Here is a 13,476-nt window from a genome sequence, read left to right on the forward strand (position 1 = left end):
TATCATGTCGGTTCAGGACGAAATCCGCCGTCTCACGGCGGCCGATATCCAGGCGCGCAAGGGCGGCGAGCCGATCGTCTGTCTTACAAGCTATCACGCGCACACCGCGCGCATCGTCGACCAGCATTGCGACATTATCCTCGTCGGTGACTCGCTCGGCATGGTGATGCACGGGCTTGAGACCACCGTGCCGGTGACGCTCGACATGATGATCCTGCAGGGCCACGCCGTGATGCGCGGCTCCAGGCGCGCGCTGGTCACCGTCGACATGCCGTTCGGCAGCTACGAGGCCTCGAAAGAGCAGGCCTTCATGAGCGCGGCGCGCGTGCTGAAGGAAACCGGCTGCGGCGCGATCAAGATGGAAGGCGGCGTGCGCGTCGCCGAGACCGTGCGATTTCTCGTCGAACGCGGCGTTCCGGTGATGGGGCATATCGGTCTGACGCCGCAGTCGATCAACACCATCGGCTCGTTCCGCGCCCAAGGGCGCGACGAGAGCGACTGGGCGCGCATCGAGGACGATGCCAAGGCGGTGGCGGAAGCCGGCGCGTTCTCGGTCGTGATCGAGGCGGTGGCCGAGCCGCTTGCGCGCAAGATTTCGGAGAGCATCCGCGTGCCGACTATCGGCATCGGCGCGAGCGTCGCCTGCGACGGGCAGGTGCTGGTGCTCGAGGACATGCTGGGCCTGTCGCCGCGGGTGCCGAAATTCGTCAAGCGCTACACCACGCTCGGTCCCTCGATCGGCGAGGCGGTTGCCGCATTTGCCGCAGAGGTGCGGGGGCGGGCCTTTCCGGGGGCTGAGCACGTCTACCCGATGAAAGCCAAAAAGCCTTAGAAATCCAGCCGTTAACCCTTTGCCGCAGGCTTTTTGCCTTGCGGATGCCACACCGTTAGGTTACCGGACTGCCTGCATTTGCAGGGAAATTGGGGTTCGGAGCCGGGCGTGGCCGACATTTTTTCGGAAGTCGACGAGGAAGTACGCCGGGAACGGCTGAAACGGATCTGGGACCGCTACGGTCTCTACATCATCATCCTCGCGGTGCTGATCGTCGCCGGCGTTGCCGGCTGGCGCGGCTGGCAGTGGTACGAGGCCAAGAAGGCCGCCGAGGCCGGCGCGGCTTTCGAGCAGGCCGTCGCGCTCGCCGAAGCCGACAAGCACAAGGAAGCGGAAGCGGCATACGCCAAGATTGCGGCCGAGGCGCCGGCCGGTTACCGGCTGCTGGCGCGGCTGCGCGAGGCCGCGCAGCTCGCACAGACCGACGCCAAGGCGGCGGTCGCGCAATACGACAAGCTGGCCGCCGACGGCTCGCTGACGCAGACGGTTCGGGATCTCGCTGCCGTTCGCGCTGCGATCCTTCTGGTCGACACGGCGCCGCTCGATGAGATGACGCGCCGGCTCGAACCGGCGGCCGCGGCGGATCGGCCGTTCCGTCATACGGCGCGCGAGATGCTGGCGATAGCTGCCTGGCGCAGCGGCGACGCCGCCGCCACGCGCAAATATATCGACATGATCACCGGCGATGCCGCGACGCCGCCGAGCACCCGTCAGCGCGTCGATGTGTTGTCGGCGCTGCTTGCCTCCGAAGGCAAGGACGGGGGCAAGAGTTGAGCAAGGGATTGGATTGAACTGATGGCTCGCTGTCGTCACATCGCGCTGGTTGCGGGGCTGCTCGTGGCATCCGTCGGGCTGTCGGCCTGCGCGGACGGTTTCGATGTCGACAAGCTCGACGTCTTCGGATTGAGCGACAAGCCCAAGCTGCCGGGCGAGCGCAAGCCGGTGTTTCCGGAAGGCGTGCCGGGCGTGAGCCAGGGCATTCCGCCCGATCTCGTCAAGGGCGCTCACCCGGCCGAAGGCGATCCGCTGATGCAGCAGACCGCGTCGGCGCCGGCGGCGGCCGAGCAGCCGAAATCCGCGCAGCAGGCCGAACAGAAGCCGAAGCCGAAACCAAAGGCGAAACCGAAGCCGAAGGTCGTGCGTGCGCCGGCACCGCCGCCGCAGCAGGCTGCACCTCAGTCAACCGCCAACCAGCCGGCAAGCGGCACGCAGGCGCCGTGGCCGTCGGCGCCGCCGCCTCAGGCTTCCGGCACCAATGCGCCGTGGCCGTCATCGTCCTCCAATTCGGCACCGGCGCCCTGGCCGGACGCGCCGGCGCCCGGGACGTTCTCGCGCTAAGGCATGATCCCGAAAAGTGGATACCGGTTTTCGGATAAGATCATGCCTTCCAAAACAACAAGCATCCCGAAAAGGCGATATCGGTTTTCGCCGCCGGTGTGGCGCGCGATCTGTTATTGATCTGACCCATGAGTTTCACCGTCGCCATTGTCGGCCGGCCTAACGTCGGCAAATCGACCCTGTTCAACCGCCTGGTCGGCAAGCGGCTGGCGCTGGTCGACGACCAGCCCGGCGTGACGCGCGACCGGCGCGAGGGCGAAGGGCGGCTCGGCGATCTCGAATTCACCGTGGTCGATACCGCGGGTCTCGAGCAGGCCGCGCCGGAAAGCCTGTCCGGCCGCATGCGCGCGCAGACCGACGCCGCGATCGCCTCCGCCGATGTCATCATGTTCCTGATCGACGCGCGTGCGGGCCTTACGCCGGCGGACGAAGCCTTCGCCGCTGTCGTTCGTCGCTCCGGCAAACCGGTGATCGTCGTTGCCAACAAGAGCGAGGGTAAAGCCGGCGACGTGGGGCGGAATGAAGCCTATTCGCTCGGTCTCGGCGAGCCGGTGCCGGTCTCCGCCGAACACGGCGAGGGCATGAGCGATCTCTATTCGGCGCTGGCCGAGGTTGCGCCCGAACAGCCGCGGCTCGAGGACGAGGACAACGACAACGAGGAGGATGACGATCAGGAAGCCGCGGCGCGGCCGATCCGCGTCGCCATTGTCGGCCGGCCGAATTCCGGCAAGTCGACGCTCATCAATCGTCTGCTGGGCGAGGATCGCCTGCTGACCGGACCGGAAGCCGGCATCACCCGCGACTCCATCGCGGTCGATACCGAATGGGAAGGCCGCAAGTTCAAGATCTACGACACGGCCGGCATGCGGCGGCGCTCGCGCATCGAGGAAAAGCTCGAGAAGCTGTCGGTCGCCGATGCGCTCAACGCCATTCGTTTCGCCGACGTGGTGGTCATTCTGATCGACGGCGCGCGCTCGTTCGACGAACAGGACCAGCGCATCGCTGACCTCGTCGAGCGGGAAGGCCGGGCGCTGGTGCTCGCCGGCAGCAAATGGGATCTGGTCGAGACGCGCGCCGGCGCGATCGGCCGCATGCGCGAGGAAGCGCAGAAGAAGTTTTCGCAGGTCAAGGGCGTGCAGGTCGTCGCGGTATCGGGCCTCACCGGCGAAGGGCTCGACCGCATGATGCAGGCGGTGATCGACGCCTACACGGTGTGGAACAAGCGGACCTCGACCAATGCGCTCAACCGCTGGCTCGAAGGCGTGCTGTCGGCGCATCCGCCGCCGGCGGTGTCCGGCCGTCGCCTCAAGCTCAATTACATCACGCAGCCGAAGACGCGGCCGCCGACCTTCGTGATCTTCTGCACGCGGGCCGACGCGCTGCCGGACAGCTACAAGCGCTATCTGGTCAACGGGCTGCGGGAAAACTTCGATCTGCCGGGCACGCCGATCCGGCTCCTGCTGCGCGAGAAGTCGAATCCGTTCGCGGGTCGCAAGAAATAACGCGCGCTATTCCGGCGGTTGCAGCGCCTTCAGTGTCTTTGCCGTGAAGTCGTAGATCTTGCCGGTGTTGGTGAAGTCCGGCAGGCAGAGCGGAACGACCGCTTTCGCGACATCTTCCGGCTTCGCCAGCGTCGCCGGATCGACTCCCGGCCAGCCGCTCGCATACATCCGCGTATGGGTCGGTCCCGGATTGAGGAGATTGACCCGCACATTCGTCGAAGTCGTTTCACCGGCGTAGGTCGCGACCAGCGCATTGAGCGCGGCCTTCGATGCGGCATAGGGGCCGCAATAGGGCTTCGTCAGCCATGACAACGCCGAGGTGACGAACACCGCGCGCCCGGCGGGCGCGCGCTTGAGCAGCGCGTCCATGCAGCGGATCAACTGCCAGTTGGCCGTGACGTTGACCGCAAAAACGTTGTCCCAGTTCTTTGGCTCCACATGATCGATCGGCGACAGTGGCCCGAGCACGCCGGCGTTGCCGACCAGCACGTCGAGGCGCTGGTAACGTTCGTTGAGCGCCAGCGCGAGCCGGGCGATGCCGTCGCTGTCCGTCATATCGAGTGGCACCAGTGTGGCGCTGCCGCCCTCGGCCTTGATCCTGTCGTCGAGTTCCTCGAGCGCGCCGCTGGTGCGCGCGACCGCGACGACATGCGCGCCGGCGCGAGCCAGTTCCAGCGCGATATGCGAGCCGATGCCGCGCGAGGCGCCGGTCACGAGGGCGATGCGGTCGGTGAGGGGCTTACTCATGACACATGGGCGCTGAGCCGCGCCGGTCAGATCGCTTCGGCGAGCAGCGACAATTGCCGCGGCGAGGTCTGCGCGCCGAGGTCGGTCAGCGGGGTCGGATAGTCGCCGGTGAAGCAATGGTCGGTGAAAGCGGGCTTGGCCGGATCGCGGCCCGGCAGGCCCATTGCGCGATAGATGCCGTCGACCGACAGGAAGGCGAGCGAGTCCGCGCCGATGAACTGCCGCATGGCTTCGAGGTCGTGTGTGGCGGCCAACAGCTTGTCGCGTTCCGGGGTGTCGATGCCGTAATAGTCCGGATGCGTGATCGGCGGCGAGGCGATGCGGAAATGCACCTCGGTCGCGCCGGCGTCGCGCATCATGCGCACGATCTTGCGCGAGGTGGTGCCGCGCACGATCGAGTCGTCGACCAGCACAATGCGCTTGCCGCCGACCACCGCGCGGTTGGCCGAATGCTTCATGCGCACGCCCTGGTCGCGGATCGACTGGGTCGGCTGGATGAAGGTGCGGCCGACATAATGATTGCGGATGATGCCGAGCTCGTAGGGCACACCGGCGGCCTGCGCGAAGCCGATCGCGGCGGGGACGCCGGAGTCCGGAACCGGAACGATGACATCGACATTGGCCGGCGCTTCGCGGGCAAGCTCGACGCCCATGGCCTTGCGGACGTTGTAGACGTGACGGCCGCCGACGATGGAGTCGGGGCGCGCGAAGTAGATGTATTCGAAGATGCAGGGGCGCGCCGTCATCGGCGGAAACGGTTTGTGCGAATGCATGCCGTCTTCGTCGAACACCACGACCTCGCCGTTCTCGACGTCGCGGACATATTGCGCGCCGATAATGTCGAGTGCACAGGTCTCCGAGGCGAGGATCGGACAGCCGTCGAGCTTGCCGATCACCAGCGGGCGGATGCCGAGCGGGTCACGGGCGCCGATCAACTTCTTGTTGGTGACGGCGACAAAGGCGTAAGCACCTTCGAGCTGACGCAGGCCGTCGATGAAGCGGTCGACGAAACGATTGCGGGTCGAGCGGGCGACGAGATGCAGGATCACCTCGGTGTCGGTGGTCGACTGCATCATGGCGCCGTCGCGCACGAGGTCGCGGCGCAGCGAAATGCCGTTGGTCAGGTTGCCGTTGTGGCCGATGGCGAAGCCGCCGGCGTTCAACTCGGCGAACAGCGGCTGCACGTTGCGCAGCACGGTTTCGCCGGTGGTCGAATAGCGGACATGGCCGACCGCGACGGTGCCGGGCAGGCGGTCGATCACCTCGCGGCGGGAGAAGGTGTCGCCGACAAGGCCTAGCCGGCGCTCGGAATGGAACCGCTTGCCGTCATAGGAGACGATGCCGGCGGCTTCCTGACCGCGATGCTGAAGCGCGTGCAGCCCGAGCGCGGTGATGGCGGCGGCATCGGGGTGGCCGAAAATGCCGAATACGCCGCATTCCTCCCGCAACCGGTCGCCGTCGAGGTCGGCGGCAGTTTCGATCGCGGAATGAGACCTCGGTTCTGTCATCGGTCTGTTGGGCCTTGCTATTGGAACTTGGCCAGTTTGGCGCCGCCGCCGGGCGCCAGGCTGGACCTGCGGTCCGGGTCGGTGTTCGGTGCTTCGGGGTCGTCAGGACGCGGACGCTTCAACCGTTTCAAGATGGTGCTTTCGGGGTCATCCGGCAACATCGACATCAGCCATTGTCCCGTATTTTGGAGGACGACCTTCGATTTGGCCGATTTGATCCACTCCGGTTGACGCTGGTCGGGCACCAGCCATGCAAAAAAGACGAAGGCGACGACCACGATGATCAGGCCGCGGCCGAGGCCGAACAGGAACCCGAGCGAACGGTCGAGCGCGCCGATTCGACTGTCGAGAATCATGTCCGAAATGCGCACGGTGATGATCGACACGACGAGCAGCGTGACGAGGAACACGCCGACGACGGTGACGCCGGCAGCGGCCATGTCGCTGTTGATGTACTGTTTCACCGTCGGCAGCAGCTTGGCGTAGGAATAAAGCGTCACCAGCGCCGCGATGCCCCAGGCAGCGATCGAGAGGATCTCGCGCATGAAGCCGCGGATCATCGCCAGCAGGCCGGACACCAGCATCACGACCAGCAACAGGATATCCAGCAGGGTGACGGGCATAGGCTCGGGCTCAGGTCCGCGCGAGGGCCAAAACGGCCCCGTCGGCAATGAAAAATACGGCGCGGCGGCGGGTCATGGTCGCTTCCGGGCGGCAAAATCGGGTGATCGGACTCGCGCTGTATAGCCGGGCCACCGCCCGCCGTCACCCGCCTTGTGAGGCGGATTCCGGTATCACTAACAGCGATTTGGCAGGCTTTTTCGTCGCAACGGCCGGGTCTCTAGCTTGCTTTGGCCCGGCGGCCATTGGCGGCGATCTCCGCGACCAGCGTGGAGAGGCTGCCGACGTCGTTCAGCCGCAGGCCGGCCGCCGATTCGGTACGGGCCGAATCCGGCACCACGGCGCGGGCGAAGCCGAGTTTCGCCGCTTCCTTGAGGCGGGCCGCGGCCTGCGCCACCGGCCGCACGGCGCCCGACAGCGACACCTCGCCGAAATAAACCGCATCGGCCGGCAGGGGGGCGTCGGCGAGCGAGGAAACCAGCGCCGCTGCCGCCGCCAGATCGGCCGCCGGCTCCTGGATGCGATAGCCGCCCGCGACATTGAGATAGACGTCGTGGCCGGACAGGCGGACGCCGCAATGGGCCTCCAGCACCGCGATGACCATCGAGAGCCGGCTCTGGTCCCAGCCGACCACCGCGCGGCGCGGGGTACCGAGCGAGGTCGGCGCGACCAGAGCCTGGATTTCGACCAGCACCGGACGGGTTCCCTCGATGCCGGCGAACACGGCGGTGCCGGGCGCGCCGAGATCGCGTTCCGACAGGAACAACTCGGACGGGTTGGCCACTTCGCGCAGGCCGAGGCCGGTCATCTCAAACACGCCGATCTCGTCGGTCGGGCCGAAGCGGTTCTTCATGGCGCGCAGCACACGGAACTGGTGCGCGCCTTCGCCCTCGAACGACAGCACCGCGTCGACCATGTGCTCGACGACGCGCGGGCCGGCGATCTGGCCGTCCTTGGTGACGTGCCCGACGAGGATCACCGCCGCGCCGGAGCGCTTGGCGAAGCGAATGAACGATTGCGCGCTGCCGCGCACCTGCGTCACCGTGCCGGGCGCGGATTCGACCGTGTCTGTCCACATCGTCTGAATGGAGTCGATGATGACGAGCCGCGGCGTCTTGCCTTCCGACAAAGTCGCGATGATGTCTTCGACCGAGGTTTCGGCGGCGAGTTCCACCGGCGCGTCGTCGAGGCCAAGGCGCTCCGCGCGCAGCCGCACCTGCGCGATCGCTTCTTCGCCGGAAATATAGATGACACGATGGCCGGCGCGAGCGAGCGCCGCGGTTGTCTGGATCAGCAGCGTCGATTTGCCAATGCCGGGATCGCCGCCGACCAGCAGTACTGAGCCGCGCACGAAGCCGCCGCCGGTGACGCGGTCGAACTCGGCAATGCCGGAGGGCAGGCGCGGCGCGTCATGGGTTTCGCCAGCGAGCGGCTCGAGATTGAAGGCGCGCCCCTTGCCGGGACGCCGGCCGGGTCCGCGCGCGGCGGCGCCGGCACCGGTGGCGTCTTCCTCGACCAACGTATTCCATTCACCGCAGGCCTCGCATTTGCCCTGCCAGCGGTTATGGGCCGCGCCGCAATTCTGACAGATGAACGATTGCGCCCGCTTCGCCACGCTCTACTCCGCGCGATAGATGCGATGATAGCGGCGGCCCAGGCCGGTCAGCACTTCGTAGCCGATGGTGCCGGCCGTGGCGGCGAGATCGTCGACCGTGTACTCGTCGCCGATCAATGTCACCAGATCGCCGCGGCGCACATCGCTTTCGGCAAGCTCGCCGATGTCGATGGCCAGGAGGTCCATCGAGATGCGGCCGGCGAGGCGGCAGCGCTTGCCGGCGACGATCGCCTCGCTGCCGGCCACGGTGTCGGAGGCGCTTGCTGCGCGCAGATAGCCGTCAGCATACCCGACCGGCACGATGGCGAGACGGCCCGCACGGCGCGCCGTCCATTGTGCGTCATAGCCGACGGTTTCGCCGCGCTGGACGCTGCGGATTTGCGCGACCTTGGCGCGCAATTCGACGACCGGGCGCATCGGATTGTTGCGGCCCGGCGTCGGGTTGACACCGAACAGCGCGGCGCCGGGACGCACCAGATCGCAATAGGCCGACTGGCCGAGGAAAATGCCGGACGAATTGGCAAGCGAGCCGGGGATGCCGCGATAAAGCATCCGGATTTCGCGGAACAGCTTGATCTGCCGCTCGTTCAACGGATGATCCTGCAACTGCGCGCAGGCAAGATGGCTCATCAATAAAGTGATGCCGTGGTTTTCCGAACGGATGCGCGGTGCGATGGCGGCCGCTTCCTCCGCCGTCACGCCGAGCCGGTTCATGCCGGTGTCGACCTGCAACGCCGCGCCACCCTGCCAGGCATTGGCCGAGACGAAGGCATCCCACTCGGCAAGTTCGGCGAGGCTGCCGATCACCGGCCGCACGTTGATCTCGGCGAAGGCCGCGGCGGTTCCCGGCATGACCCCGTTTAGTACATAGATCGCCGGATCAAAGGAGACTGCCCGCAGCCGGCGCGCCTCCGACAGATCGGCGACGAAGAACGTCTTGCAGCCGGCCCGGAAAAGCGCCCGCCCGACCTGCTCGAGACCGCAGCCATAGGCGTTGCCCTTGATGACGGCCGAACATTCCGACGGCACCGTGCGCCGCGACAGCGCGCGCCAGTTCGCCTCGATGGCGGAGAGATCGACGGTCAGAACCGCGCCGGCTTCGACTTCCGGCGGCCCGGCGGTGGTGGTGCGCGAAGCCTCGGCGGGCCGGTGCAGGGGCTCGACGGCGGGCAACTCGGCCGCCGATTCGGTTTCGAACGTAGACATGCAACGGTCATAGCCGCCTTGGGCGGAAGCGTCCATGCGCGGGCAAATGGCGATGAATAAAGCGCTTTTTCGCGTCGCGCCGGGTGACGAAGGGCGCCGGCGGGCGGTCGGAGCCCGCGGCGTGCGCACAGGTCAGGCGCTCCCTGCATGCACGGCGTGCGTGATGGCGAGGCGGCATGCGAGCCGCGGCTACGTTTTCTGAAGAGGCGGGGCGGCGGCGACGTACGACATCGTTGCCGCGTCATCGCTCGACTAACCGGGACAATGAAACACGAGATCGCACGACAATTGCGCGTGCTCGGATTTCTCCCGCGCGCGTGGCGATGCGCCGGCGCCGAAACGAATGTGGATCGATCCGACGTTCAACGATCGGGATCGCAGCGCGCGGCGCTTTTGTCGCAGCGATTTTTGGAAGAAAATTTTTGGAAGGTCGCGCGCGGAAAGAATATCTGGCTGGTGCGAAGTATATCGAAAGGGACTTTGAGGCCGCACATGTAACGCCGCATAAAAAAGTTATGCAGAAGCTATAAATTGACAGCGCAAAGAAATATCGCTGAAGTAAATTTGAAGATTGCGTTGAGAAATGGGCTTATCGGGCGTCACTTTTAATGATCTACAAATAGAAAAAGTGAACCATCATGCCCGTCGTCGAGTTAACAGCCAGATTCCTCCGCAGTGCGGACTGTCCGTGCGGACAGAAGAAAATCGATTACTTCGATTCGAAGCAAAAAGGCTTTCTTGTCGAAGTCCGCAATTCCGGACGCCGCACATTCTATCAGCGCTATCGCGACGAGCGTGGCCGCGAGCGGCAATTCAAGATCGGCCGCGCCGACATGCTGACGGTGGAACAGGCGCGGCGGAAGGCGCGTTCTGTCTTCGCGCAAGCCTTGCTCGGTGACAATCCGCAGGACCGCCGCCAGGAGTTGCGTGCGATCCCGACGCTCGAGGTTTTCGTGCGCGACAGCTATCTGCCGTTCGTCGCGACCTACAAGCGAAGCTGGAAGACCGACGAGACAATCCTGCGCATTCATGCATTGCCCGGTCTCGGCAAGCTCCGCCTCGATGAAATCGGAACCGACCGCGTCGTCGCGCTGGTCGGGCAGATGCGCAACAAAGGATATGCGGGCGGCACGTCGAACCGTGTGGTCGTTATTCTGCGTTATCTCTTCAACCTCGCGATCAAGTGGAAAGTGCCGGGCGTTCTCAGCAATCCGACCGCCGGCGTCGAAATGGGCTCGGAGGTCCAGCGCAACCGCTTTCTGACGAGGGAAGAAACACAGCGCCTGGTGTCCGCGATCTCGACCGACGAGAACACGACCGCGGCCAACGCCATCCTGTTGCTGTTGTTGACCGGCGGCCGCCGCAACGAAATCACGCATGCGCGCTGGGAGCATGTGTTGTGGGACGAGCGCAAGCTGCACGTTCCTTTGTCGAAGTCGGGCAAGCCCCGCTGGATTTCGCTCAGCGAAGCGGCGATCTCGCTGCTGCGGTCGCTGCCGCGCCCTGACGACAACGACTACATCTTCCCGTCGCCGGTGACGGGGCGGCCGTCGCCGTCGCTGTGGTTTCCGTGGGATCGGATCCGGCAAAGGGCAGGGCTCGAGGACGTGCGTCTGCACGACCTGCGGCATTCCTTTGCAAGCTTCCTCGTCAATGGCGGGGTGTCGCTCTACATCGTGCAGGCGCTGCTCGGTCACGCCAATGCGCGAACGACGCAACGTTACGCGCATCTGGCGAGCGATACGCTGACGCAGGCGACCGTCGTGGTCGACAAAATCGTCGCGCCATCGTTTGCGAGCGTCGCGCAAGAGGAGACGCCGCAGGCGATGCCGCGCTAGGCCTCTGCGTTCGTCTTTAGATCTGTTGTCCGGCCGAAAATAAGTTTCGGCCGGCGATTTCTCATGCACAATCGAATCTGCTGAGGTGCCGCGTGCGCATGCGTGCGCGCATTTCCTGTTTGCGCGCCGATCGCCGGCGACCTTTGCTATCCCGATAATGAATTCGCAAGGCGGCGCTGTCGTTACGCAGATTAGCGCGCTCGTTCGTGCAGTTCGTCGCGACCGCCGACCCATCGCTTGCCTATCGCCTCGTGTTGCGAGGCGGCAATGAATCGCCCGATGACGAGCGACAAGGCGAGGTGAAGCGAACGATTTGAGCGCGTTTTGCGGCTGCCGTGGGGCAGGGCATGACAGTACGTGAAGATTTGCAGCCTGTACGGCGCGGGTTTTTATTACATCCCGGGCACGGATACCTGCCTGAAGGTCGGCGGCTGGGTTCGCTTCGAAACCGGCTGGGGCTACAACGGCAGCTTCACGACCGAGTTCTTCAACAACAACACGAACAACCGCTCGACCAATGAAATGCCGTGGCGCGTGAAGGGCACGATCACGTTCGACGCCCGTGAGCAGACCGCTTACGGCACCCTGCGCAGCTATGCCGCGCTCGGCGTCAGCAACAACAACAACGGTGCGAATGACATCGTTGCCAACTACGCCAACCGCTGGTTCATCCAGTGGGCCGGCTTCACGGTCGGTCATGCCACGTCGTTCTTCGACTTCTACTCGATCGGCGGCAACCAGTACGGCTTCGTGACCGCCTCGTCCGACACCGGCGACGGTGGCTGGGACGTGTTCGGCTACACCGCGCAGTTCGGCAACGGTATGTCGGCCTCGCTGTCGGCTGAAGTCGCTCGTCGGACGAAGATCATTCGCGCAGACGCCGGTTCGCTTCTCAACGCCGGTAACGTCGGCGCGGTCACTGGCGTTGGCCCGACTGGCGCCAACACCGTGTCGGTCACAGGCGTGATCCAGCCTTCGAACACCGTGGGTGGCGGCTACGGCGGGCATGACATGCCCGACATCGTCGCCAACCTGCGTGTCGACCAGGCCTGGGGTTCGGCTCAGGTCATGGGTGCTCTGCATCAGGTCAACGCGACTTACTATGGTCCTTCGGCAGGCGGTGAAGCCTCTGGCGGTCCCGACAGCAAGCTCGGCTTCGCGGTTGCTGCTGGCCTGAAGCTCAACGCCCCGATGCTCGGTGCGGGTGACTTCCTGCAGGTGGAAGTCGACTACACCAAGGGTGCGTCGCGTTACTCGAACAGCACCGCTGCGACCTTCGATATGTCGAAGTACGATGGCACCACCTTCGGCTGGGGCTTCGAGACGGATGCGGTCTATGGCGGCACGCTGGCCGGTGCGAACGGTTCGAACGTCGAACTGACCTCGACCTGGGCGCTCAACGCAGCCTACACCCACTTCTGGACTCCGGCTTTGAAGTCCACGCTGTGGGGGTCGTATCGCGAGGTTAACTACAACAACTCCGCGAATGCGATGCTGTGCTCGGGCTTGGGTCTCGGCACTGGTTCGGGTACCGGTGCTGCTGCGACCGCGGGCTGTGACATGGACTGGAGCGCGTGGGGTCTCGGCCTCCGCACCGAATGGGCGGCCACCAAGAACCTGTCGATCGGTCTCGAGGTGCTCTACGCCGAGCTGAACTCGGCATCCACTCCGACTGGCACGATCGCCTTGGCGGGCAATGGCACCAAGCCGGCTGCCACCTACACGGTTGCCGACCAGGACCAGGTTGCGATCCGCTTCCGCGCGACCCGCAACTTCTATCCCTGATCGGATAGCGGTCTGAACTAAACCCCCGGCGGGAAACCGCCGGGGGACTCTTCCCGGCGCAAGCCGGCCTGTTCGTCAGCGACCGGTGAGTTTTACGATGTCCCTGTACGAAACCGTCCGCAACGTCGCCGTCAGCCCTTCGCTGATCGCGGATCGTCAGGATCCGGCGGCCTTCGCCACTTGCGTTCGCATGGCCCGCGCCGCTCTCAACTGGAGCCAGCACGACCTCGCAAGGCAGCTCGGCATGACCCAGCGTTCGGTCCATCGGATCGAACAGGGCCATTGCGAGCCGCGCCGCGTCACCGTGCTTGCCATTGAAAATCTATTGCGCAGCGCCGGCGTGTCGTTCGAGCACGACGCCACCGGCGGCGTGACGATGTCGGTCGTGGCTGTTGCCGTGACGACCCATGCCGAAGCCGCCGGCGCGGCTGAACGCAGCGGCGAACACTAACCAACCTGAATTTTGCGGCGCGTTTGTCCGGCC

Annotated in this window: 12 protein-coding genes; 7 read left to right on the top strand and 5 right to left on the bottom strand. The window is 65.3% G+C overall.

Annotated features, from left to right (window positions below; genetic code table 11):
• Positions 1 to 4: 4 nt before the first annotated feature.
• From panB to der, 4 genes are all read left to right on the top strand, one after another.
• Positions 5 to 832, top strand: coding sequence for a 3-methyl-2-oxobutanoate hydroxymethyltransferase (panB, locus tag AB7F10_RS04395; protein WP_428557494.1), 828 nt, complete (start codon positions 5 to 7; stop codon positions 830 to 832).
• 108 nt (positions 833 to 940) lie between these two features.
• On the top strand, positions 941 to 1,606 hold the full coding sequence (locus AB7F10_RS04400; RefSeq protein WP_428557493.1) for a tetratricopeptide repeat protein: 666 nt from the start codon (positions 941 to 943) through the stop codon (positions 1,604 to 1,606).
• A gap of 21 nt (positions 1,607 to 1,627) precedes the next feature.
• Complete coding sequence (locus AB7F10_RS04405; protein ID WP_428557492.1) at positions 1,628 to 2,170, top strand: hypothetical protein; 543 nt, start codon at positions 1,628 to 1,630, stop codon at positions 2,168 to 2,170.
• A 128-nt stretch (positions 2,171 to 2,298) separates the two neighbouring features.
• Positions 2,299 to 3,672, top strand: coding sequence for a ribosome biogenesis GTPase Der (gene der, locus AB7F10_RS04410; protein ID WP_428557491.1), 1,374 nt, complete (start codon positions 2,299 to 2,301; stop codon positions 3,670 to 3,672).
• Positions 3,673 to 3,678: 6 nt separating this feature from the next.
• On the opposite strand, the gene AB7F10_RS04415 is transcribed toward der, so the two are convergent.
• From AB7F10_RS04415 to alr, 5 genes are all read right to left on the bottom strand, one after another.
• A complete protein-coding gene (locus tag AB7F10_RS04415) occupies positions 3,679 to 4,419 on the bottom strand; it encodes an SDR family NAD(P)-dependent oxidoreductase (RefSeq protein WP_428557490.1) in 741 nt (246 codons plus the stop codon).
• 26 nt (positions 4,420 to 4,445) lie between these two features.
• Entirely contained in the window at positions 4,446 to 5,927 is a 1,482-nt protein-coding gene (gene purF, locus AB7F10_RS04420) for an amidophosphoribosyltransferase (RefSeq protein WP_428557489.1), read from the bottom strand.
• A gap of 17 nt (positions 5,928 to 5,944) precedes the next feature.
• Positions 5,945 to 6,550, bottom strand: a complete 606-nt coding sequence (locus AB7F10_RS04425) for a CvpA family protein (protein ID WP_428557488.1) — start codon at positions 6,548 to 6,550, stop codon at positions 5,945 to 5,947.
• A gap of 218 nt (positions 6,551 to 6,768) precedes the next feature.
• Positions 6,769 to 8,163 (bottom strand): DNA repair protein RadA, encoded by a 1,395-nt coding sequence (gene radA, locus AB7F10_RS04430; RefSeq protein ID WP_428557487.1) that lies wholly within the window; start codon positions 8,161 to 8,163, stop codon positions 6,769 to 6,771.
• 3 nt (positions 8,164 to 8,166) lie between these two features.
• Entirely contained in the window at positions 8,167 to 9,369 is a 1,203-nt protein-coding gene (gene alr / locus AB7F10_RS04435) for an alanine racemase (protein ID WP_428557486.1), read from the bottom strand.
• A 638-nt stretch (positions 9,370 to 10,007) separates the two neighbouring features.
• On the opposite strand from alr, the gene AB7F10_RS04440 reads away from it, so the two are divergent.
• The 3 genes from AB7F10_RS04440 (at position 10,008) to AB7F10_RS04450 (ending at position 13,443) form a co-directional block, all read left to right on the top strand.
• A complete protein-coding gene (locus AB7F10_RS04440) occupies positions 10,008 to 11,207 on the top strand; it encodes a tyrosine-type recombinase/integrase (protein WP_428557485.1) in 1,200 nt (399 codons plus the stop codon).
• A 357-nt stretch (positions 11,208 to 11,564) separates the two neighbouring features.
• Complete coding sequence (locus AB7F10_RS04445; protein ID WP_428557484.1) at positions 11,565 to 12,992, top strand: porin; 1,428 nt, start codon at positions 11,565 to 11,567, stop codon at positions 12,990 to 12,992.
• Between the two features lie 97 nt (positions 12,993 to 13,089).
• Positions 13,090 to 13,443, top strand: a complete 354-nt coding sequence (locus AB7F10_RS04450; RefSeq protein ID WP_428557483.1) for a helix-turn-helix domain-containing protein — start codon at positions 13,090 to 13,092, stop codon at positions 13,441 to 13,443.
• Positions 13,444 to 13,476 lie beyond the last annotated feature (33 nt).

This window comes from Pseudolabrys sp. (genome assembly GCF_050250095.1).
GTDB lineage: Bacteria > Pseudomonadota > Alphaproteobacteria > Rhizobiales > Xanthobacteraceae > Pseudolabrys.

What these genes read in the sequence shown, in the direction of transcription:
- panB (WP_428557494.1), top strand. Translation starts at nt 5, where the DNA reads ATGTCGGTTCAGGACGAAATCCGCCGTCTCACGGCGGCCGATATCCAG.
- AB7F10_RS04405 (WP_428557492.1), top strand. Translation starts at nt 1,628, where the DNA reads ATGGCTCGCTGTCGTCACATCGCGCTGGTTGCGGGGCTGCTCGTGGCA.
- der (WP_428557491.1), top strand. Translation starts at nt 2,299, where the DNA reads ATGAGTTTCACCGTCGCCATTGTCGGCCGGCCTAACGTCGGCAAATCG.
- AB7F10_RS04415 (WP_428557490.1), bottom strand. Translation starts at nt 4,419, where the DNA reads ATGAGTAAGCCCCTCACCGACCGCATCGCCCTCGTGACCGGCGCCTCG.
- purF (WP_428557489.1), bottom strand. Translation starts at nt 5,927, where the DNA reads ATGACAGAACCGAGGTCTCATTCCGCGATCGAAACTGCCGCCGACCTC.
- AB7F10_RS04425 (WP_428557488.1), bottom strand. Translation starts at nt 6,550, where the DNA reads ATGCCCGTCACCCTGCTGGATATCCTGTTGCTGGTCGTGATGCTGGTG.
- alr (WP_428557486.1), bottom strand. Translation starts at nt 9,369, where the DNA reads ATGTCTACGTTCGAAACCGAATCGGCGGCCGAGTTGCCCGCCGTCGAG.
- AB7F10_RS04440 (WP_428557485.1), top strand. Translation starts at nt 10,008, where the DNA reads ATGCCCGTCGTCGAGTTAACAGCCAGATTCCTCCGCAGTGCGGACTGT.
- AB7F10_RS04450 (WP_428557483.1), top strand. Translation starts at nt 13,090, where the DNA reads ATGTCCCTGTACGAAACCGTCCGCAACGTCGCCGTCAGCCCTTCGCTG.